The sequence below is a fragment of the Pseudomonas sp. URMO17WK12:I6 genome, from assembly GCF_003253625.1.
GTDB lineage: Bacteria > Pseudomonadota > Gammaproteobacteria > Pseudomonadales > Pseudomonadaceae > Aquipseudomonas.
The window spans coordinates 660,582-680,956 of record NZ_QKYZ01000001.1; the positions used below are offsets into that span (position 1 = coordinate 660,582).

General features: G+C 57.9%; 18 protein-coding genes. 9 read left to right on the forward strand and 9 right to left on the reverse strand.

The window, feature by feature from the left end:
* Window positions 1-21 precede the first annotated feature (21 nt).
* Genes yidC through rpmH form a run of 4 tightly spaced genes read right to left on the reverse strand, consistent with a single transcriptional unit; the run spans window position 22 to window position 2,500 of the window.
* Window positions 22-1,707 (reverse strand): membrane protein insertase YidC, encoded by a 1,686-nt coding sequence (gene yidC, locus F475_RS03105; protein ID WP_018927323.1) that lies wholly within the window; start codon window positions 1,705-1,707, stop codon window positions 22-24.
* Window positions 1,708-1,709: 2 nt separating this feature from the next.
* Complete coding sequence (gene yidD, locus F475_RS03110) at window positions 1,710-1,955, reverse strand: membrane protein insertion efficiency factor YidD (RefSeq protein ID WP_003213574.1); 246 nt, start codon at window positions 1,953-1,955, stop codon at window positions 1,710-1,712.
* Window positions 1,948-2,349 carry a ribonuclease P protein component gene (gene rnpA, locus F475_RS03115; protein WP_026286513.1) on the reverse strand — a complete coding sequence of 134 codons (402 nt, stop codon included), beginning with the start codon at window positions 2,347-2,349 and terminating at the stop codon, window positions 1,948-1,950. The genes yidD and rnpA overlap by 8 nt, the downstream gene beginning before the upstream one ends.
* A 16-nt stretch (window positions 2,350-2,365) precedes the next feature.
* Window positions 2,366-2,500, reverse strand: a complete 135-nt coding sequence (gene rpmH / locus F475_RS03120) for a 50S ribosomal protein L34 (RefSeq protein WP_003213577.1) — start codon at window positions 2,498-2,500, stop codon at window positions 2,366-2,368.
* Between the two features lie 568 nt (window positions 2,501-3,068).
* Here rpmH and dnaA point away from each other — a divergent pair.
* The 4 genes from dnaA to gyrB are packed head-to-tail and all read left to right on the forward strand — an operon-like array spanning window position 3,069 to window position 9,279.
* The gene (gene dnaA, locus F475_RS03125; protein WP_007934322.1) at window positions 3,069-4,589 is read left to right on the forward strand and encodes a chromosomal replication initiator protein DnaA; all 1,521 of its coding nucleotides are present in this window, start codon (window positions 3,069-3,071) and stop codon (window positions 4,587-4,589) included.
* 39 nt (window positions 4,590-4,628) lie between these two features.
* Window positions 4,629-5,732, forward strand: a complete 1,104-nt coding sequence (dnaN, locus tag F475_RS03130) for a DNA polymerase III subunit beta (RefSeq protein ID WP_007903001.1) — start codon at window positions 4,629-4,631, stop codon at window positions 5,730-5,732.
* 20 nt (window positions 5,733-5,752) lie between these two features.
* Window positions 5,753-6,856, forward strand: coding sequence for a DNA replication/repair protein RecF (recF, locus tag F475_RS03135; protein ID WP_018927321.1), 1,104 nt, complete (start codon window positions 5,753-5,755; stop codon window positions 6,854-6,856).
* Window positions 6,857-6,861: 5 nt separating this feature from the next.
* Window positions 6,862-9,279 carry a DNA topoisomerase (ATP-hydrolyzing) subunit B gene (gene gyrB / locus F475_RS03140; RefSeq protein ID WP_007934319.1) on the forward strand — a complete coding sequence of 806 codons (2,418 nt, stop codon included), beginning with the start codon at window positions 6,862-6,864 and terminating at the stop codon, window positions 9,277-9,279.
* 79 nt (window positions 9,280-9,358) lie between these two features.
* Here the strand turns inward: gyrB and F475_RS03145 are convergent, their stop codons facing one another.
* Window positions 9,359-10,078: a response regulator transcription factor gene (locus F475_RS03145; protein WP_111453149.1), complete on the reverse strand. Its 720-nt coding sequence runs from the start codon at window positions 10,076-10,078 to the stop codon at window positions 9,359-9,361.
* 269 nt (window positions 10,079-10,347) lie between these two features.
* Here F475_RS03145 and F475_RS30390 point away from each other — a divergent pair, with 269 nt between their 5' ends.
* The 3 genes from F475_RS30390 to F475_RS03165 all read left to right on the forward strand — a co-directional run bounded on the left by F475_RS30390 (window position 10,348) and on the right by F475_RS03165 (window position 14,178).
* Window positions 10,348-10,518 (forward strand): hypothetical protein, encoded by a 171-nt coding sequence (locus F475_RS30390; protein WP_177431085.1) that lies wholly within the window; start codon window positions 10,348-10,350, stop codon window positions 10,516-10,518.
* A 342-nt stretch (window positions 10,519-10,860) separates the two neighbouring features.
* A complete protein-coding gene (locus F475_RS03160; RefSeq protein WP_371924227.1) occupies window positions 10,861-11,847 on the forward strand; it encodes a FecR domain-containing protein in 987 nt (328 codons plus the stop codon).
* 18 nt (window positions 11,848-11,865) lie between these two features.
* Window positions 11,866-14,178 (forward strand): CHASE2 domain-containing protein, encoded by a 2,313-nt coding sequence (locus F475_RS03165; protein ID WP_111453118.1) that lies wholly within the window; start codon window positions 11,866-11,868, stop codon window positions 14,176-14,178.
* A gap of 182 nt (window positions 14,179-14,360) precedes the next feature.
* Here F475_RS03165 and F475_RS03170 read toward each other — a convergent pair whose 3' ends face one another.
* From F475_RS03170 to glyQ, 4 genes are all read right to left on the reverse strand, one after another.
* Window positions 14,361-15,140 (reverse strand): 1-acyl-sn-glycerol-3-phosphate acyltransferase, encoded by a 780-nt coding sequence (locus F475_RS03170; RefSeq protein ID WP_018927315.1) that lies wholly within the window; start codon window positions 15,138-15,140, stop codon window positions 14,361-14,363.
* An 81-nt stretch (window positions 15,141-15,221) separates the two neighbouring features.
* Window positions 15,222-15,761: a D-glycero-beta-D-manno-heptose 1,7-bisphosphate 7-phosphatase gene (gmhB, locus tag F475_RS03175; protein WP_167331188.1), complete on the reverse strand. Its 540-nt coding sequence runs from the start codon at window positions 15,759-15,761 to the stop codon at window positions 15,222-15,224.
* A 4-nt stretch (window positions 15,762-15,765) separates the two neighbouring features.
* The gene (glyS, locus tag F475_RS03180) at window positions 15,766-17,820 is read right to left on the reverse strand and encodes a glycine--tRNA ligase subunit beta (RefSeq protein ID WP_111453119.1); all 2,055 of its coding nucleotides are present in this window, start codon (window positions 17,818-17,820) and stop codon (window positions 15,766-15,768) included.
* A complete protein-coding gene (gene glyQ / locus F475_RS03185; protein WP_003213601.1) occupies window positions 17,817-18,770 on the reverse strand; it encodes a glycine--tRNA ligase subunit alpha in 954 nt (317 codons plus the stop codon). Before glyQ ends, glyS begins: the two co-directional genes overlap by 4 nt.
* A gap of 81 nt (window positions 18,771-18,851) precedes the next feature.
* On the opposite strand from glyQ, the gene tag reads away from it, so the two are divergent.
* Together tag and F475_RS03195 are read left to right on the forward strand one after the other, a co-directional pair.
* Entirely contained in the window at window positions 18,852-19,409 is a 558-nt protein-coding gene (gene tag, locus F475_RS03190) for a DNA-3-methyladenine glycosylase I (protein ID WP_019580331.1), read from the forward strand.
* A 40-nt stretch (window positions 19,410-19,449) separates the two neighbouring features.
* The gene (locus F475_RS03195; protein WP_111453120.1) at window positions 19,450-20,337 is read left to right on the forward strand and encodes a lysophospholipid acyltransferase; all 888 of its coding nucleotides are present in this window, start codon (window positions 19,450-19,452) and stop codon (window positions 20,335-20,337) included.
* Window positions 20,338-20,375: the final 38 nt, after the last annotated feature.

Consider the following 20,375-nt stretch of genomic DNA (forward strand, 5'->3'; position numbering starts at 1 on the left):
AGTGGTTATCCACAGTGTAAATCAGGCAGCTGCTTTGGTAGCCGCTTCGATCTTACGAGTGATGTACCACTGTTGGGCGATCGACAGGCAGTTGTTCACTACCCAGTACAGTACCAGACCGGCCGGGAACCACAGGAAGAAGAAGGTGAAGATGATTGGCATCAGCTTCATCACCTTGGCCTGCATTGGATCCGGAGGCGTCGGGTTCAACTGCTGCTGGATGAACATGGTTGCGCCCATGATGATCGGCAGAATGAAGAACGGATCCTTGATCGACAGGTCAGTAATCCACAGCATGAATGGCGCCTGGCGCATTTCCACGCTTTCCAGCAGAACCCAGTACAGCGAAAGGAAAACCGGCATCTGCACCAGGATTGGCAAGCAGCCACCCAGTGGATTGATCTTCTCTTTCTTGTACAGCTCCATCATGGCTTGCGACATTTTCTGCCGGTCTTCGCCATGTTGCTCTTTCAGCGCGGCCAGTTTCGGTGCCACTGCACGCATGCGCGCCATGGATTTGTAGCTGGCGGCCGACAGCGGGAAGAAAATCCCCTTGATCAGCATGGTCAGGAAGATGATCGAGAAGCCCCAGTTACCAACCAGTGCGTGGATATGTTGCAGCAACCAGAAGATTGGCTGGGCAATGAACCACAGAATGCCGTAGTCGACGGTCAGTTCCAGACCTGGGGATAACTGTTTCAGCACAGCCTGGCTTTTTGGACCTGCGTACAGAACGGCGCTGGTTTCAACTTTGGCACCTGGCGCTGCGGTCAGAGAAGGACCGGTGTAGCCGATGATGTAGTTGCCTTTGCTGTCTTTACGGGTCTGGACGACGTTGTTTTCGCCCTTGGCCGGAATCCACGCGGTCACGAAATAGTGCTGCAACCAGGCAACCCAGCCACCGCTGACGGTTTCTTTCAGCTGAGCCTTGTCCATGTCCTTCATCGACACTTTCTTGTACGGCTCGTTACTTGTCCACAGGGCGGCGCCCAGGTAAGTCGCGGTGCCGGTGGCAGTGCTGGAAGAAGGATCGGAACTGGCGTCACGCTTCAGTTGCGCGAACATTGCACCGGACCAGGGCTGAGCGCTCTGGTTGTCGATCAGGTAGGAAACGGTTACGTCATACAGGCCACGTTTCAGGGTGAAACGCTTGATGTAGTTGACGCCGTCCTTGCTGAACTTCAGGTCTACGACCAATTGGTCCTGACCGTCAGCCAGTTGATAAATCTTCTTCTCGGAGGAGTAAACCGGACGACCGGCAGGACTTGCGTCCGGACCATTGGTGCCGATCAGGCCGCTCTGAGCCAGATAAGTCCGCTCGTTGCCGTTATCGAACAACTGGAATGGAATTTCCGGATGGTCCTGGCGACGTGGATACAGCGGCAGCGTCAACTGGGCAACATCGCCACCTTGTGGATCGATGGCCAGGTTGAGCACATCCGTTTTGATCTGGATGAGGTCTTTGCTTGCAGCCACTGGCGTTTCAGCAGGTGCAGTTGCACTGGTATCGCTTGCGGCGCGCGGGATGTCGTCACTGGCGGAAGCATTATTGCCAGTCGCCGTATCCGGTAGACCCGGTGCGGTAGTACTGGAAGCAACATTCTGAGTCGGCAGGGCAGCCTGGCCATAGTCCTGGTTCCATTTAAGAACCATAACGTAGGACACGATTGCCAGGGCGACGATCAGGATCGTGCGTTTGATATCCATGATTACTCGGCCATCGAAGAAGAACGGGAGGTAGGGATAGGTGGAACCGGGTCATAACCACCGGGATTCCACGGATGACAGCGACCTAAACGACGAAAGGTCAGCCAGCCACCGCGCAGAAGGCCATGATTTTCTATGGCTTCTAACGCGTAGCAGGAACAACTGGGGTAGAAACGACAGTGATTGGCCATCAGGGGACTAATGGCATAGCGATAAAACTGGATCGGAACGAGTGCCAGTTTACGCATCGGGACTGTCTACCCCTACAGTTTCGGCTTTGACCGCTGGTACCGGCTTGCTGCGTGCCAGACGTTTCCAGAGTTTGCCGAAATGCTGAATCAATTCGGGGTTTTCTACGTCACCCAAACCTTTGCGCGCGACGATAACAATGTCCCAACCGACCAGTGAATCCTGGTTCAGGCGAAACGATTCGCGCATCAGACGTTTGAGGCGATTGCGCTCGACGGAGAGCTTTACGCTCTTTTTCCCGATAACCAGCCCGAGACGGGGGTGATCAAGATCGTTATTGCGCGCAAGGAGCAGGAGATTTTTCCCCGGAACCTTGCCGGTAGGGGAGTCAAAGACTGCCTTGAAATGCCGGGGAGTAAGCAGACGCTTATCCCGACTGAAGTCCTGACTCACCTCCAGTGCCGGATTATCAAACTGCCAGACGCGCACGACCTTTGGCGCGACGACGCGACAGGACGGCACGACCGTTCTTGGTAGCCATGCGAGCACGGAAACCGTGGGTACGAGCGCGTTTGATAGTGCTTGGTTGGAAAGTACGTTTCATTGTCGTGTTACCTGGTTCGTCCACAACGGGCCGGAATGGCCCCCGTTTTAAGAGACCGGGGATTCTAGAGAAAGCAAGCCTCTAGGTCAATTTCCAACCAACGTTTCCTTATAAATAGATCTCCAGAGGATTTGCTCGTCCGCAGGTCGTTCGCTAGATATAGAAATAAAGAAGGGAATTATTTAAAGCTTTTCTGTAAAGCTTGTAAAAGCTAGGCACGCGATCATCTGTGGATAACTGCCTTAAGCCCTTAAAAACCGTGATGTACAGAGAATGACAACTACAGTGGAAAACGGTGATCAGCCTGTGCTGCGCTATCGGATAAGCTGTGTGTGAAAAGGTCAGTTATCCACAGGCAGGTTATCCACCGAGTTTCGCCCCCACTTGTCCAGTGCCCTCATGGGCGGTTATCCACAGAGCTTATGCACATACCGTTGGTCTTCTTTTTGAGGGTTAACGCGTTGATAATTCATGCCCTGTGCGCAACCTGCATGTGGATAAGTGGGCGTCTGGCCGCTACAATGACCGCTTGTTTTTGCCTCACCGGCTTTCAACTTAGGGGATATCCGTGTCAGTGGAACTTTGGCAGCAGTGCGTGGAGCTTTTGCGCGATGAGCTGCCTGCCCAACAATTCAACACTTGGATCCGCCCGCTACAGGTCGAAGCCGAAGGCGACGAGTTGCGTGTCTACGCACCGAATCGTTTTGTTCTCGACTGGGTCAACGAAAAGTACCTGGGCCGCGTCCTTGAACTGCTGGATGAGCACGGCAATGGCATGGCGCCGGCGCTTTCCTTATTAATAGGCAGCAAACGCAGTTCGGCACCACGTGCGGCACCCAATGCCCCGTTGGCCGCAGCGGCGTCCCAGGCTCAGGCGGCGGCCGCACCGGTCAGCGCTCCAGCCCCTGCTCCGGCGGCGGCACCGACCAAGCGTTCGACGCAAAAAGTTGCCGAGGTCAGTGAAGAGCCGTCCCGCGACAGCTTCGACCCTATGGCCGGCGCCAGTTCGCAACAGGCCCCGGTTCGTTCCGAGCAGCGCACGGTGCAGGTCGAAGGTGCGCTCAAGCACACCAGCTACCTGAACCGCACTTTCACCTTCGAGAACTTCGTCGAAGGTAAGTCCAACCAACTGGCACGGGCTGCGGCCTGGCAGGTGGCGGACAACCCCAAGCACGGTTACAACCCGCTCTTCCTTTATGGTGGCGTCGGTTTGGGTAAAACCCACTTGATGCACGCTGTGGGTAACCACCTATTAAAGAAGAACCCGAATGCCAAGGTCGTGTACCTGCATTCGGAGCGTTTCGTGGCCGACATGGTCAAGGCGCTGCAGTTGAACGCGATCAACGAGTTCAAGCGCTTCTACCGTTCGGTGGATGCGTTGCTGATCGATGACATTCAGTTCTTCGCTCGCAAGGAACGTTCGCAGGAAGAGTTTTTCCACACCTTCAACGCCCTGCTCGAAGGTGGCCAGCAGGTCATTCTCACCAGTGACCGCTATCCGAAAGAAATTGAAGGCCTTGAAGAACGCCTTAAATCCCGCTTTGGCTGGGGCCTGACGGTTGCCGTCGAGCCGCCGGAGCTGGAAACCCGTGTAGCGATCCTGATGAAAAAGGCCGACCAGGCCAAAGTCGATCTGCCACACGACGCGGCATTCTTCATCGCCCAGCGTATTCGCTCCAACGTCCGTGAGCTGGAAGGCGCGCTCAAACGCGTGATCGCCCACTCGCACTTTATGGGTCGCGACATCACCATCGAGTTGATTCGCGAATCCCTGAAAGACTTGTTGGCGTTGCAAGATAAACTGGTCTCTGTGGATAACATTCAGCGCACCGTCGCTGAGTATTACAAGATCAAGATCTCCGACCTGCTGTCCAAGCGTCGTTCACGCTCGGTAGCACGTCCGCGTCAGGTCGCTATGGCGTTGTCCAAGGAATTGACCAACCACAGCCTGCCGGAAATCGGCGATGTGTTTGGCGGCCGCGACCACACGACTGTTTTGCACGCCTGCCGCAAGATCAACGAGCTTAAGGAATCCGACGCGGACATCCGCGAGGACTACAAGAACCTGCTGCGTACACTGACCACTTGATGAACACCAGCGCAGCTTATTAAGGCAAGGGACTAGACCATGCATTTCACCATTCAACGCGAAGCCCTGTTGAAACCCCTGCAACTGGTCGCAGGCGTCGTCGAGCGCCGACAGACCTTGCCGGTGCTTTCCAACGTGCTGCTGGTTGTCGAAGGCCAGCAACTGTCGCTGACCGGTACCGACCTGGAAGTCGAGCTGGTCGGTCGTGTGCAACTCGAAGAGCCTGCAGACCCGGGTTCCATCACTGTGCCTGCGCGCAAGCTGATGGACATCTGCAAGAGCCTGCCAAACGACGCGCTGATCGACATCAAGGTCGATGAGCAGAAGCTCGTGGTGAAGGCCGGCCGTAGCCGCTTCACCCTGTCGACCCTGCCGGCCAACGACTTCCCGACGGTGGAAGAAGGCCCGGGTTCGCTGACCTGCAGCCTTGAGCAAAGCAAACTGCGTCGCCTGATCGAACGCACCAGCTTCGCCATGGCGCAGCAGGACGTGCGTTATTACCTCAACGGCATGCTGCTGGAAGTCTCGGCCGGGATCATCCGCGCTGTGGCGACCGACGGTCACCGTCTGGCCATGTGCTCGATGCAGGCCGATATCGGTCAGCCGGATCGTCATCAGGTCATCGTGCCACGCAAAGGTATCCTGGAACTGGCACGTCTGCTGACCGAACCGGACGGCAACGTCAGCATCGTGCTGGGCCAGCACCACATCCGTGCTACCACCGGCGAGTTCACCTTCACCTCGAAACTGGTTGACGGTAAATTCCCTGACTACGAGCGCGTTCTGCCTAAAGGCGGCGACAAGCTGGTACTCGGCGATCGCCAGGCCCTGCGTGAAGCGTTCAGCCGTACCGCGATTCTGTCCAACGAGAAGTACCGCGGCATCCGTCTGCAACTGGCCAATGGTCAGCTGAAGATCCAGGCGAACAACCCGGAGCAGGAGGAAGCGGAAGAAGAAGTGGGCGTTGAGTACAACGGCGGCTCTCTGGAAATCGGCTTCAACGTGAGCTACCTGCTCGACGTATTGGGCGTGATGACCACCGAGCAGGTTCGCCTGATCCTGTCCGACTCCAACAGCAGTGCGCTGGTGCAAGAGTCCGACAACGACGACTCGGCTTACGTTGTCATGCCGATGCGTCTGTAATCATGCTCAGCAGAAGCTAGATGTCCTTAAGTCGCGTCTCGGTCACCGCGGTGCGCAATCTGCACCCGGTGACCTTCTCCCCCTCCCCCCGAATCAACATTCTTTACGGCGCCAACGGCAGCGGCAAAACCAGTGTTCTGGAAGCCATTCATCTGCTGGGGCTTGCCCGTTCGTTTCGTAGCACCCGCCTGTTGCCGGTTATTCAGTACGAACAATTGGCGTGCACAGTATTTGGCCAGGTCGAATTGGCCGAGGGTGGGCACAGCGCATTGGGGATATCTCGCGATCGTCAGGGAGAGTTCCAGATACGTATCGACGGGCAGAACGCCCGTAGTGCGGCACAACTGGCGGAGATTCTGCCGCTGCAGTTGATCAACCCGGACAGCTTCCGCCTGCTGGAAGGCGCGCCGAAGATTCGCCGGCAGTTTCTCGACTGGGGTGTGTTCCACGTGGAACCGCGATTCATGTCTACGTGGCAGCGCTTGCAGAAGGCCTTGCGCCAGAGAAACTCTTGGCTGCGGCATGGTACACTTGACGCCGTTTCGCAAGCGGTTTGGGACAGGGAACTGTGCCAGGCCAGCGATGAAATAGATGAATACCGCCGCGCTTACATCAAAGCCTTGAAACCAGTCTTTGAACAGACCTTGAGCGAACTGGTTGAGCTTGAGGGCTTGACGCTCAGCTATTACCGAGGCTGGGACAAAGACCGTGAGTTGAGTGCAGTGCTCGCTGGATCCCTTCAGCGGGATCAGCAAATGGGTCATACCCAGGCCGGACCACAACGGGCTGATTTGCGTCTCCGATTAGGCGCACATAACGCCGCGGACATTTTGTCCCGTGGTCAGCAGAAGTTGGTGGTCTGTGCATTGCGGATTGCCCAAGGGCACTTGGTCAGCCAGGCCCGACGCGGCCAGTGTATTTATCTGGTGGATGACTTGCCGTCCGAACTGGACGAGCACCACCGTCGCGCGCTTTGTCGCTTGCTGGAAGACTTACGCTGCCAGGTTTTTATCACCTGTGTAGATCACGAATTATTGAGGGAAGGCTGGCAGACGGAAACGCCAGTCGCTTTGTTCCACGTGGAACAGGGCCGTATCACCCAGACCCACGACCATCGGGAGTGAAGGCATTGAGCGAAGAAAATACGTACGACTCAACGAGCATTAAAGTGCTGAAAGGCCTGGATGCCGTACGCAAACGTCCCGGTATGTACATTGGTGACACCGACGATGGCAGCGGTCTGCACCACATGGTGTTCGAGGTGGTCGATAACTCGATCGACGAAGCTTTGGCCGGCCACTGCGACGACATCAGCATCATCATCCACCCGGATGAATCCATCACTGTTCGCGACAACGGTCGTGGCATCCCGGTAGACGTGCATAAAGAAGAAGGCGTTTCGGCGGCCGAGGTCATCATGACCGTGCTGCACGCCGGCGGTAAGTTCGACGACAACTCCTACAAGGTTTCCGGTGGTCTGCACGGTGTAGGTGTATCGGTGGTTAACGCCCTGTCCGAAGAACTGGTCCTGACCGTTCGCCGCAGCGGCAAGATCTGGGAACAGACCTACGTCCACGGTGTTCCGCAAGAACCGATGAAAATCGTTGGCGACAGCGAATCCACCGGTACCCAGATTCACTTCAAGCCTTCAGCTGACACCTTCAAGAACATCCACTTCAGCTGGGACATCCTGGCCAAGCGGATTCGCGAACTGTCCTTCCTCAACTCCGGTGTCGGCATCGTCCTCAAGGACGAGCGCAGCGGCAAGGAAGAGTTGTTCAAGTACGAAGGTGGTCTGCGTGCATTCGTTGAATACCTGAACACCAACAAGACTGCGGTCAATCAGGTGTTCCACTTCAACATCCAGCGTGAAGACGGCATCGGCGTGGAAATCGCCCTGCAGTGGAACGACAGCTTCAACGAGAACCTGTTGTGCTTCACCAACAACATTCCACAGCGCGATGGCGGTACTCACCTGGTGGGTTTCCGTTCGGCACTGACGCGTAACCTGAACACCTACATCGAAGCTGAGGGCCTGGCGAAGAAGCACAAAGTCGCCACCACCGGTGACGATGCCCGCGAAGGCCTGACGGCGATCATTTCGGTGAAAGTGCCGGATCCGAAGTTCAGCTCCCAGACCAAAGACAAGCTGGTGTCTTCCGAAGTGAAGACCGCGGTCGAACAGGAAATGGGCAAGTACTTCTCCGACTTCCTGTTGGAAAACCCGAACGAAGCCAAGCTGGTCGTCGGCAAGATGATCGACGCGGCGCGTGCTCGTGAAGCGGCGCGTAAAGCCCGTGAGATGACCCGTCGTAAAGGCGCGCTGGACATCGCCGGCCTGCCGGGCAAACTGGCGGACTGCCAGGAAAAAGACCCTGCCCTTTCCGAACTGTACCTCGTGGAAGGTGACTCTGCTGGCGGCTCCGCCAAGCAGGGACGTAACCGCAAGACCCAGGCCATCCTGCCATTGAAGGGCAAGATCCTGAACGTCGAGAAGGCGCGCTTCGACAAGATGATCTCTTCGCAAGAAGTGGGCACCTTGATCACCGCGCTAGGCTGTGGCATCGGTCGCGACGAGTACAACATCGACAAGCTGCGTTATCACAACATCATCATCATGACCGATGCTGACGTCGACGGTTCGCACATCCGTACCCTGCTGCTGACCTTCTTCTTCCGTCAGCTGCCGGAGCTTATCGAGCGTGGCTACATCTACATCGCTCAGCCGCCGCTGTACAAAGTGAAGAAAGGCAAGCAAGAGCAATACATCAAAGACGACGACGCCATGGAAGAGTACATGACGCAGTCGGCCCTGGAAGATGCGAGCCTGCACCTGAACGAAGAAGCCCCGGGTATCTCCGGTGAAGCTCTCGAGCGTCTGGTGAATGACTTCCGTCTGGTGATGAAGACCCTCAAGCGCCTGTCGCGCCTGTACCCGCAGGAACTGACCGAGCACTTCATCTACCTGCCAGCCGTGAGCATGGAGCAACTGTCCGATCACGCAGCGATGCAGGATTGGCTGGCTCAGTACGAAGTTCGCCTGCGCACCGTCGAGAAGTCCGGCCTGGTCTACAAGGCCAGCCTGCGCGAAGACCGTGAACGTAACGTCTGGCTGCCAGAGGTCGAACTGATCTCCCACGGCCTGTCGAACTACGTCACCTTCAACCGCGACTTCTTCGGCAGCAACGATTACAAGACCGTCGTTTCCCTGGGCGCTCAACTGAGCACCCTGTTGGACGATGGCGCTTATATCCAGCGTGGCGAACGCAAGAAAGCCGTCACCGAATTCAAGGAAGCCCTTGAATGGTTGATGGCCGAAAGCACCAAGCGTCATACCATCCAGCGATACAAAGGTCTGGGTGAGATGAACCCTGATCAGCTGTGGGAAACCACCATGGATCCGGGCTCGCGCCGCATGCTCAAAGTGACCATCGAAGACGCCATCGGCGCCGACCAGATCTTCAACACCCTGATGGGTGATGCGGTCGAACCTCGCCGTGACTTCATCGAAAGCAACGCCTTGGCGGTGTCCAACCTGGACTTCTGATCCGGCAGGACCGCTAAAACAAAAAAGGCCAACGCTATGCGTTGGCCTTTTTTATTGATCGAAGGAATGTAACAGCTGTTCACTCGCTGGCAGTCGCTACGCTCTCAAGCCGATACCCATACCCGTAAATCGTCAGCAGTTGCCAACCGCGATCAGCCGTCAGACCCAGCTTGTTGCGCAGGCGATAAATATGAGTATCCAGAGGCCGGGAGGACACGATTTCTTCATGGGTCCAAAAGCGCTCATACAAGTATTCACGGGACAAAGGTCGGCCCAGATTGGCGAACAGGCAGCGGGCGAGACGGTATTCCCGTTCGGTCAGGCTGATGGGGGTGCAGGCACGGGTGACAGTGAGTTCGGCGTCGTCGAATTCGAGGTCATTGAATGTGAGTATTTCGGTGGCTGCCGCGCGTTGCAGTCCATGCCGACGAAGCACGGCGCTCACCCGAGCCATCAGCTCGTTAGGACGAAACGGTTTGCTCACGTAATCGTCGGCTCCGGTGTTCAAGGCCTGGACGATATCGCTTTCGGTATCGCGACTGGTGAGCATGATCGCGGCCGGTGGTGAGTCCATGTGTTCCCGGGTCCAGCGCAACAACGACAGACCGCTGATGTCGGGCAATTGCCAGTCGAGGATCAGCAGATCGAAAGTTTCCCGGCGAAGTTGCCGTAACAGGTCCTCTCCCCGCTCGAAACTGTGCAACGTCCACGTCTGCTCCCCCGTGACGGGGATCTGTCGCAGTGTCTGTTCCACCCGGCGGAGTTCGGCGGGTTCGTCATCCAGTATTGCGACACGCATGCCGAGTGCTTCCTTCATCTCGTAAGTGCAACGGTTAAGAAAATTCCTGCGGGAGTTTAGGCTGATTGGTTGAATCTGAACAATTGTGGCGAATTGCTGTGAACTTCCCAAGTGTGGATACGCTGATATCACTTAGCCGGTAGGCGATGAATTATCGGCAGAATGCTCCAGAGGGACTGTGGGAAAAAATGCGTCTAAAGATTATCTTTAACGGGTTTACAAGATTAACAGCGTTGATGTTGGCCGCGGGTCTCGGATTGGGATGCACCATGGTCCAGTCAATATCTGTCATCGAGCAGAATGTTGCACCGCGTTACTTCGGCCCGGCAGAGACGAACACGGTGATGGGCGACTCGCCAGGCTTTGCCCCGGTGCACTCCGCACAGGCGGAAGCCGCCCAGCTCGACATTCGTTCGGCGCAACAACGTTGGGTGTTTTAGGCGCCTTCAGTCAATTCTGAACAAATATTGAGAATGACCGCGCAAGGTCGCTTATACCGGTAAATTCGTTTTCGCTGAGCGGCACAGGGGCATTGGGATGTGCTCCGACGCAGGGAGCGTCAATGCCAAACTGCAGGACCGTCGATCGCCGGTTTTCGGCGGGTCTGCAGTTCAGGGGAAAAACACATGGAGTGCCTGCTCGGTTCCGACACAGGGATGTGTCATTTCCTTTCCTTTGCACCCATGGCTATCTGCCAGAGCATCCGGTCAGGTATCGTGCGTCAGCGCGGGCGTTTCCCGGCATGATTTGTATAAGAGCATAAAAGCCAATCCATGAACCTCATGACCTTATTGCTCCCACGCCGTTCTGGCGTTTGTCTTTTACTGGTTGCCGGGTTGATGGAATTGTTCACCCAGAGTGCATCGGCGGCTGCGGCCTCGGCAAAACGTCTGCCTTATATCGATGATAATCAACAATGTCGCGGCCAACCGCTGCCCGCGACTGTCGAACATCTGACTGGCGAAGCCTGGAAGCTGGATGCCAAAGGTAAACAGACGTCACTGCAGGAAGGCATGCCGATCGACGAGCAGGAAGGCATCAAGACCTCGCCTTCGGCGTTTGTCAGCCTTTCCCTGGGCGATGGCTCGCGGGTAGTGCTGCCTTCCAGCTCCCAGATCACGCTACACCTCAATGAAGAACATTCGATCCCTCAGGTTATCCTCGAGCAGGGTCAGGTCGAGTCGTATGTGATCAAGCATGCCAGCGACCATGATCGTTTTCAGATCGTCACGCCGGTCGGTGTACTGGGCGTACGGGGTACGCACTTCCGGGTGCGCAACGATGATGGTGGCCAGGCATTACTGGAAGTGCTGAATGGGCAAGTGGCGGTCAATCGTGATGAGGAACTGTCGCGCCCCCGCTCTGCCCGCTCCACTGCCAAACGGACTCAGGGCCCTGAGGATGATGAAGTCCAGGTCATGGCCCGTCAGGGCTTGCGTATTCAGAAACAAGGCACGTTGACGCCAATCGACTTGTTACCTGCCCCACGTTTGTTGGGGCAGGCCGGTCAAACGGGTAATGTGCCTGTCTGGCAATTGATCATGAAGCCCATCGAAGGCGCCACGCGTTATCGGGCGCAAGTGGCCACCGACGCGGCTTTTCTGGACATCAAGCAAGAGCAGTTTTCCAGCACGCCCGAGGTCAAATTCAGCGGGTTGAAGGCGTTGTTCTACCATGTTCGCCTGTCGGCGTATGACGCTCAGGGGTTAGAAGGAGAGACCGGGGTGTATGACATTTTCTATTACCCCAGGACCACGCGTGTCCAATAGCGCCCTGGCCGACGACCGATGAAGGGCCGCCCAAGGAAGGACGGCCGCGAGCCGACCCAGGCTCAGCGGCTGTTTCGGCGGATGGTCCGCGAGTGGCTGTGGGTCAGCCTGATCCTGTTGCCGCTGACGGCAGTGCTGTCCATGACCCATGGCCTGGTCTTGAGCAATCTGCTGTATGACAACCTGCGTCGGCTGAGCCCGCTGCCGGTGGACCCACGAATACTCATCGTCACGATCGATGACTACAGCTTGCAGCAGCTAGGCAAATGGCCTTGGTCGCGGGCCATGCACGCGCAGTTGCTTGATCGGCTAGGCGCTGCGAACGCCAAAGGCATTCTGTTCGACGTGATTTTCAGCGAGCCCGATAGCCATCCCGGCAACGATCAGCTTCTGGCCCAGGCGGCCTGCCGTGCCGGAAATGTCTTCGTGCCGTTGCTGCGTGAAGGCGTGGCGCGTTATGGACAGCCTTTGGGGGAAATTGAACCGGTGGCGCCACTGAGCCATTGCGTCAAAGGCATCGGGCACATCAATGCCCAAGCGGATGCCGACGGGATCGTTCGCAGTGTGTACTTAAGCGAAGGACCGGCACAACAAACACGCGCGCAACTGGCCTGGCTGCTGTACGAACAGACCCTTGCCGACAAGGTAAATGTACCGATGCCCGGGACCCCTGCCCTGCCGTCGACGCAAGGCTGGCAGCGAGCCCACAAAATACGGATTCCTTTCATCCGTTCCGATGCGGGTTTTCCCAGTGTGCCCTACGTCAGCGTCTTGCGCGGTGAAGTCCCGCCCGAATTGCTGCGCGATCGCTTGATCCTGATCGGCTCCACCGCTCCAGGTTTGGGGGACCGTTACGTGACACCGCAATCGGCGAGCATGGGCACCACCCCGGGCATCGAAATTCAGGCAAATATCCTCAATGGGTTGCTGCAACAGCGCAACATTGTGGCTCTCGATGAACGTTTGGCGGCGTTGTTATCGGTGGTGATTGTCGGTGAGTTGCTGGGCCTGATGTTGGTGCGTCCGCGTCGCGCGTTATGGCTGACCCTGGGGGCAATGGCGGTCGCGCTGCTGGGTTCGAGCCTGCTGTTGCGTCTTGGTTGGTGGTGGTCACCGGCCGCGAGTCTGCTGGGTATGCTGTTGGGTTACCTGATCTGGAATTGGCGAAGGCTGAATGCGGTGCTCGCCTATTTCGGCTGGGAACTGGCGCGTCTGGACAGCGAGCCGAAAGTGTTTCCCGAACGCCGCCGGACCCAGGCCCCGGCTGGCGATGTGCTGCAAGGGCAAATCGTCGCGCTGGAACAGGCCATGAGCCGGACACGTGACACCCGGCGTTTCATTGCCGATGGCCTTGAGTACTTGCCGGTGGCGACGCTGATCAGCGATCCGAATGGGCGCATTCTGTTGGCCAACCGTAAGGCTCGGGAGATATTTTCCAGCAGCCTGGTGGGCGAGGAGATGCTCGAGCAACTGAGCGAGTTGGGTTACCCGGTGCCGTCCGATGGAACGCTGCCGGCGTTGTCGACCCTGGAGCTGCTGGAGTTTCGTGACACTCAGGCACGCAGCCTGCGTCTGGACCTGGCGCCGCTGTTGCCGGCCGAAGGCGACTCGGTGATTGGCTGGTTACTGAGCCTCACTGACTTGAGCGTCGAACGGGACGCCGAGGAGCAGCGGGCTGTGTTGCTGCGTTTTCTGTCTCATGACCTGAGGGCCCCCCACTCGGCGATTCTGGCTTTGCTCGACGTTCAGCGGCATCAGATGTCTGGCGACACTCAAGTGTTCAGTCAGATCGAGTTACAAGTGCGCAAGGCGCTGAACCTGACCGAGGCCTTTGTGCAGTTGGCAAAGGCTGAATCCGAGGCCTATCAGTTTCAGCCGAGCATGTTCGCGATGTTGCTGCTCGATACTTTCGACCAGGCCTCGAGCATCGCTCATCTGAAGAACATTCAGTTGCTGCATGACCTCGACGAAGATGCTGAAGCGCTGGTCCTGGCCGATCAGTCGTTACTGACACGGGCACTGTTTAACCTGCTGGAAAACGCCATCAAGTACAGTCCGGCGGGTTCGCGGATCACCGTGCGGGTGAGTTGTACCGAGGGTTGGTTAACGTGCGAGATCGTCGACCAGGGCCGAGGGATTGCCGTCGAAGAGCTTCCCGAGCTGTTCAGTCAGTATCGACGCTTTGCATCGGCTCACGGCAGTGACGGCCTGGGGTTGGGGTTGTCCATGGTCAAGGCGGTGGTGGATCGTCACGGCGGGCGGATTTCCTGTCATAGCGTGGTAGGACAAGGCACGACGTTCAGTGTCCAGCTACCCCTTTTGAGCGAGTGAGCCTGATCATTTTTACAGGCATAAAAAAACCGGCTATATCAGCCGGTTTTTTTACGTCCGAAAAAAACTTATGCACGTTTTCCGAAGTTTTATTTGCTTAAGAAATATGTATAAAAATCAAAAGCTTAAAAACTAAATACAGCGATTTTCAACGAAACGGTACACAGGTTATCCACAGATCTTCAGACAGTCACTTGGTCGGTCGCACTCGGTGCTGCCGGGGCTGCTGGCAGCGAACCCATTTCGCGCTGCATCTGTTCGTTCCAGGCCTGCACCCGGTCATTCAGGTCGGCGATGGCCCGTGGCCCGCTACCCTCGGCGTACATCGGCGCGCCGATGATCACGGTGATCACGCCCTGCTTTTTGGCCCAACCGGTTTTTGGCCAGAACTTGCCGGCATTGTGTGCAATTGGCAGCACGGGCAATGACGCATTGACGGCCAACGCGGTGCCGCCTCGGGAGAACTTGCCGATGGTGCCGTAGGGAACGCGAGTCCCCTCCGGGAAAATCAGCACCCAGACATTGTCCTTGAGCAGTTCATCGCCCTTCTTCGCTACATGCTTGAGCGCGGCTTTCGGGTTGTCGCGGTCGATGGCGATCGGCCGCAGCATGGCCATGGCCCAGCCGAAGAACGGCACGTAGAGCAGTTCGCGCTTGAGCACCTGGCTCAACGGTTCGAAGTAGGCCGAGAGAAAGAACGTCTCCCAGGTGCTCTGGTGGTTGGACTGAATCACGCAGGGCTGTTCAGGCACATTCTCGGCGCCCTTCACTTCGTAGCGAATACCCAGAAAGACTTTGCTCAGCCACAAGGCGCAGCGGCACCAATACACGTTGATAAAGCGATAACGCGCCTTGAACGGCAGAAACGGCGCGATAAAAAAGCTCAGGGTGCACCAGAGCAACGAACTGGTGCCCAGCAGCAGGTAAAAGAGGAAAGTTCTGATGGCCTGCAGTATCGACATGGCGACATTTACCGTTGCGGGCACTGCCCGCCTATTCAAGCGCACTCCCGATCAGTCCTTGGCCAGGATGTCAGAAGAGCCTTAGTTGTGGATAAGTTCTGCGGCAATCGCCGCCAGATCGTCAAAAATCAAGGTGCCTGCCGGTAGGGTCTTGCCCTGAGTCTTTTCGCCTTTCCCGGTCTTTACCAAAACTGGCTGACAGTCGACGGCTTTGGCGGCCTCCAGGTCACCGAGAGTATCGCCGACGAACCATAGATTCGTCAGCGAAACGTTGTAATGCGCGGCGATGGTTTTCAACATCCCGGGTTTTGGCTTGCGGCAATCGCAGCCATCGTCTGGCCCGTGCGGGCAATAGACGATCAGACCGACTTCGCCGCCCTGCTCTGCCACCAACTCGCGCAAGCGGGCGTGCATGGTCTCCAGGGTGGCGATGTCGTAATAGCCGCGAGCGATGCCCGACTGGTTGGTGGCGACCGCCACCGTCCAGCCGGCCTTGCTCAACTGCGCGATCGCTTCGATCGAACCGGGGAGTGGAATCCACTCCTCCACCGACTTGATGTACGCGTCGGAGTCGTAATTGATCACCCCATCCCGATCGAGAATCAGCAGTTTCAACAGCAGCTCCTCAGCCCAGCAACGAAATGTCGGCGACGCCGAGGAACAACCCACGCAGACGCGCCAGCAGCGCATAGCGGTTGGCTCGCACCTTGGCGTCTTCGGCGTTGACCATCACGGCCTCGAAGAACGCATCCACTGGTTCGCGCAATGCGGCCAGACGCGCCAGCGATTCGCTGTACTGACGGGCAGCGGCCATTGGCTGCACAGCCTGGTCTGCCTGCTGGATCGCCGAATACAGCGAGAACTCGTTGGCGTTGTCGAAGTACTTGGCTTCAACGACCGTCGGCACGGAGCCTTCGACTTTGCTCAGCAGGTTCGACACGCGCTTGTTCACGGCGGCCAGGGCAGCGGCTTCCGGCAATTTGCGGAACGCTTCTACCGCTTGTACACGCTGGTCGAAGTCCAGGGCCGAACCCGGCTTCAGGGCACGTACCGACAGGTAGGTCGCGACGTCCACGCCTTCGTCTTCGTAACGGGCACGCAGACGGTCGAAGATGAACTCCAGCACGGCATCATTAAGCCCGGCAGCCTTGACCTTGGCACCGAACGCATTCACGGCGAAGGCCACGGCGTCGTTCAGGTCGAGGTCGAGCTTCTTGTCGATCAGGATCCGCAACACACCCAGCGCGGCGCGGCGCAGGGCATACGGGTCTTTGCTGCCGGTCGGCAGCATGCCGATACCGAAAATGCCCACCAGGGTGTCGAGCTTGTCGGCAATGGCCACGGCCGCACCGGTCAGGGTGGTCGGCAGTTCAGCGCCGGCACCGCGCGGCATGTACTGCTCGTTCAGCGCCAGGGCGACGTCTTCCGGCTCGCCGTCGTTGAGGGCGTAGTAGTAACCGGCGACACCTTGCATCTCCGGGAACTCACCGACCATCTCGGTCGCCAGGTCGCACTTGGACAGCAGGCCGGCACGCGCCGCCCAGGAAGCATTGCCGCCGATGCGAGCGGCGATGTAGGCCGCCAGCTTCGACACGCGCTCGGCCTTGTCGTAGACGCTGCCGAGTTTTTCCTGGAACACCACGTTCTGCAGACGCAGATTGAATTCTTCGAGTTTTTGCTTCTTGTCTTGCTTGAAGAAGAACTCGGCGTCGGTCAGGCGTGGGCGAACCACTTTCTCGTTACCGGCGATGATCTGCTGTGGATCCTTGCTTTCGATGTTGGCCACGGTAATGAAACGAGGCAGCAACTTGCCGTCGGCATCCAGCAGGCAGAAGTACTTCTGATTGTCCTGCATGGTGGTGATCAGCGCTTCTTGCGGCACGTCGAGGAAACGTTCTTCGAACGAGCACACCAGCGGCACCGGCCATTCAACCAGCGCGTTCACTTCGTCGAGCAGGTTTGGCGGCACGATGGCCGTACCTTCCTGCATCGTCGCCAGTTCTTCGGTGCGCTTGCTGATCAGCTCGCGACGCTCGTTGGCATCGGCCAGTACATAAGCAGCACGCAGATCGTTCAGGTAGTTGGCCGGCGAGGTGATGCGCACGCTTTCAGGGTGGTGGAAGCGGTGACCACGGGAATCACGGCCGGCCTTCTGGGCGAGGATGGTGCAGTCGATGACGTGGTCACCGAGCAGCATCACCAACCATTGGGTCGGGCGAACGAATTCTTCCTTGCGAGCACCCCAGCGCATGCGCTTGGGGATCGGCAGGTCGTTCAGGGAATCTTCGACGATGGTCGGCATCAGGCTCGCGGTCGGCTTGCCGGCGATGCTTTGGCTGTAGCGCAGCTTCGGGCCGCTCTGATCGATTTCGCTCAGTTCTACACCGCACTTCTTGGCGAAGCCCAGGGCTGCTTGAGTCGGGTTGCCTTCGGCATCGAACGCAGCCTGACGTGGCGGGCCGTCGAGGTTGATGCTGCGATCCGGCTGCTGGGTCGCCAGCGCGGTAATCAGCACGGCCAGACGACGCGGCGCGGCGTAGACGGTTTTGCTCTCGTAGTTCAGGCCAGCGGCTTGCAGGCCTTTGTCGATACCGGCCAGGAATGCCTCGGCCAGGGTGTTCAGGGCTTTGGGTGGCAGTTCTTCGGTGCCCAGTTCAACCAGAAAATCTTGAGCACTCATTGTGCAGCCTCCAGCTTGGCCAGTACTTCATCACGCAGGTCCGGGGTCGCCATCGGGAAGCCGAGCTTGGCGCGAGCCAGCAGATAGGCTTGCGCAACGGAACGCGCCAGGGTGCGTACACGCAGAATGTATTGCTGACGCGCGGTCACCGAGATCGCCCGGCGCGCATCCAGCAGGTTGAAGGTGTGGGAAGCCTTCAACACCATTTCGTAGCTCGGCAACGGCAGCGGCTGGTCGAGTTCGATCAGGCGCTTGGCTTCGCTTTCATAGAAGTCGAACAGTTCGAACAGCTTCTCGACGTTGGCGTGTTCGAAGTTGTAGGTCGACTGCTCCACTTCGTTCTGGTGGAACACGTCGCCGTAGGTCACCTTGCCGAACGGACCGTCAGCCCAGACCAGGTCGTAGACCGAGTCCACGCCTTGCAGGTACATGGCCAGACGCTCCAGACCGTAAGTGATCTCGCCCGTCACCGGGTAGCACTCGATGCCGCCCGCTTGCTGGAAGTAAGTGAACTGAGTCACTTCCATGCCGTTGAGCCAGACTTCCCAGCCCAGACCCCAGGCGCCCAGCGTTGGCGACTCCCAGTTGTCTTCGACGAAACGGATGTCATGCACCAGCGGGTCCAGACCCACGTGCTTGAGGGAGCCCAGGTACAGTTCCTGGAAGTTGTCCGGGTTCGGCTTCAGCACTACCTGGAACTGATAGTAGTGCTGCAGACGGTTCGGGTTTTCACCGTAGCGGCCGTCAGTCGGGCGACGACTGGGCTGCACATAAGCGGCGTTCCAGGTTTCCGGGCCAATGGCGCGCAGGAACGTGGCAGTGTGGAAAGTGCCGGCGCCTACTTCCATATCGTAGGGCTGAAGTACCACACAACCTTGCTCGGCCCAGTATTGCTGGAGGGCGAGGATCAAGTCTTGGAAGGTACGCACGGCTGGCGTAGGCTGGCTCACGAAATTCACCTGTTTCTTGGGCTGCGATTTAAAGAGCGGGAGTATACCCGATTCGGTCCTGCGCACGCCCCCTGGAGCCTTATGCCACGCTGCTTTTGGTGTACCGAAGATCCGCTGTACATGGCTTATCACGATCAGGAGTGGGGCACGCCGCTACGCGATGCGCAGGGATTGTTCGAGTTGCTTTTGCTCGAAGGGTTCCAGGCCGGGCTTTCCTGGATCACTGTATTGCGCAAGCGAGAGCGTTATCGCGAGGTGCTGTTCGGCTTCGACGTGCAGCGCGTGGCGCAGATGAGCGATGCGGAAATCGATGAACTGATGCTCGATCCGGGGATCATCCGCAATCGTCTCAAACTCAATGCAGCCCGGCGCAATGCCCAGGCCTGGCTGGAGCTGGAAGACCCGGTGGCGTTTCTCTGGTCGTTCGTCGGCGGCACGCCGGTGATCAATCATTTCAAGGATCGCAGTGAAGTACCGGCGGTGACACCGGCCGCCATCGAGATGAGTAAAGGCCTGAAAAAAGCCGGCTTCACGTTCGTCGGCCCGACCATTTGTTACGCGCTGATGCAGGCTTCAGGCATGGTCATGGACCACACTCTGGATTGCGATCGCTACGCCACGTTGGCGAACGGCGGTTAGAATAGCCGCCTCGCGCACAGCACAAGATCAGGAGTGACCTGTGGATAAGTTTAAAGGCGCCTTGCTGGTAGGCGCTCTGCGGCTGTTTGCCCTACTGCCATGGCGGGCAGTGCAGACGGTGGGTTCGGCGATTGGCTGGATCATGTGGAAAACCCCCAACCGTTCCCGCGACGTGGTGCGGATCAACCTCGCCAAGTGCTTTCCGCAGATGGACCCGGCCGAGCGTGAGCGTCTGGTGGGTCAAAGCCTGAAAGACATCGGCAAGTCTCTGACTGAAAGCGCCTGCGCGTGGATCTGGCCGGCCCAGCGTTCCATTGAACTGGTGCGCGAAGTCGAAGGCCTCGACGTTTTGAAAGAGGCGTTGGCGTCCGGTAAAGGCGTGGTTGGCATCACCAGCCACTTGGGCAACTGGGAAGTGTTGAACCACTTCTATTGCAGCCAGTGCAAACCGATCATTTTCTACCGTCCGCCAAAACTGAAGGCGGTGGATGAGTTGCTGCGCAAGCAGCGGGTGCAATTGGGTAACCGGGTGGCGGCTTCCACCAAGGAAGGCATCCTCAGCGTGATCAAGGAAGTGCGCAAGGGGGGCGCGGTAGGCATTCCGGCTGACCCGGAACCGGCCGAATCCGCCGGGATCTTCGTGCCGTTCTTCGCCACTCAGGCCCTGACCAGCAAATTCGTGCCGAACATGCTCGCCGGTGGCAAAGCGGTCGGCGTGTTCCTGCATGCCCTGCGGCTGCCGGACGGTTCGGGTTACAAAGTGATCCTCGAAGCCGCGCCAGAGGCCATGTACAGCACCGATACCGAAACCTCCTGCGCGGCCATGAGCCAGGTAGTCGAGCGCTACGTGCGGGCTTATCCGAGCCAGTACATGTGGAGCATGAAGCGCTTCAAGAAGCGTCCGCCGGGTGAAGAACGCTGGTATTGAGGTTGCTGTGGATAACTCCGCAGGCTGCGATCTATTGA

Bases quoted from the DNA above. Each gene is read 5' to 3' on its own strand.
- yidD (WP_003213574.1), bottom strand. From the start codon at position 1,955: ATGCGTAAACTGGCACTCGTTCCGATCCAGTTTTATCGCTATGCCATT.
- rpmH (WP_003213577.1), bottom strand. From the start codon at position 2,500: ATGAAACGTACTTTCCAACCAAGCACTATCAAACGCGCTCGTACCCAC.
- recF (WP_018927321.1), top strand. From the start codon at position 5,753: ATGTCCTTAAGTCGCGTCTCGGTCACCGCGGTGCGCAATCTGCACCCG.
- F475_RS03165 (WP_111453118.1), top strand. From the start codon at position 11,866: ATGAAGGGCCGCCCAAGGAAGGACGGCCGCGAGCCGACCCAGGCTCAG.
- glyS (WP_111453119.1), bottom strand. From the start codon at position 17,820: ATGAGTGCTCAAGATTTTCTGGTTGAACTGGGCACCGAAGAACTGCCA.
- dnaN (WP_007903001.1), top strand. From the start codon at position 4,629: ATGCATTTCACCATTCAACGCGAAGCCCTGTTGAAACCCCTGCAACTG.
- F475_RS03160 (WP_371924227.1), top strand. From the start codon at position 10,861: ATGACCTTATTGCTCCCACGCCGTTCTGGCGTTTGTCTTTTACTGGTT.
- tag (WP_019580331.1), top strand. From the start codon at position 18,852: ATGCCACGCTGCTTTTGGTGTACCGAAGATCCGCTGTACATGGCTTAT.
- yidC (WP_018927323.1), bottom strand. From the start codon at position 1,707: ATGGATATCAAACGCACGATCCTGATCGTCGCCCTGGCAATCGTGTCC.
- F475_RS30390 (WP_177431085.1), top strand. From the start codon at position 10,348: ATGGTCCAGTCAATATCTGTCATCGAGCAGAATGTTGCACCGCGTTAC.
- F475_RS03170 (WP_018927315.1), bottom strand. From the start codon at position 15,140: ATGTCGATACTGCAGGCCATCAGAACTTTCCTCTTTTACCTGCTGCTG.
- F475_RS03145 (WP_111453149.1), bottom strand. From the start codon at position 10,078: ATGCGTGTCGCAATACTGGATGACGAACCCGCCGAACTCCGCCGGGTG.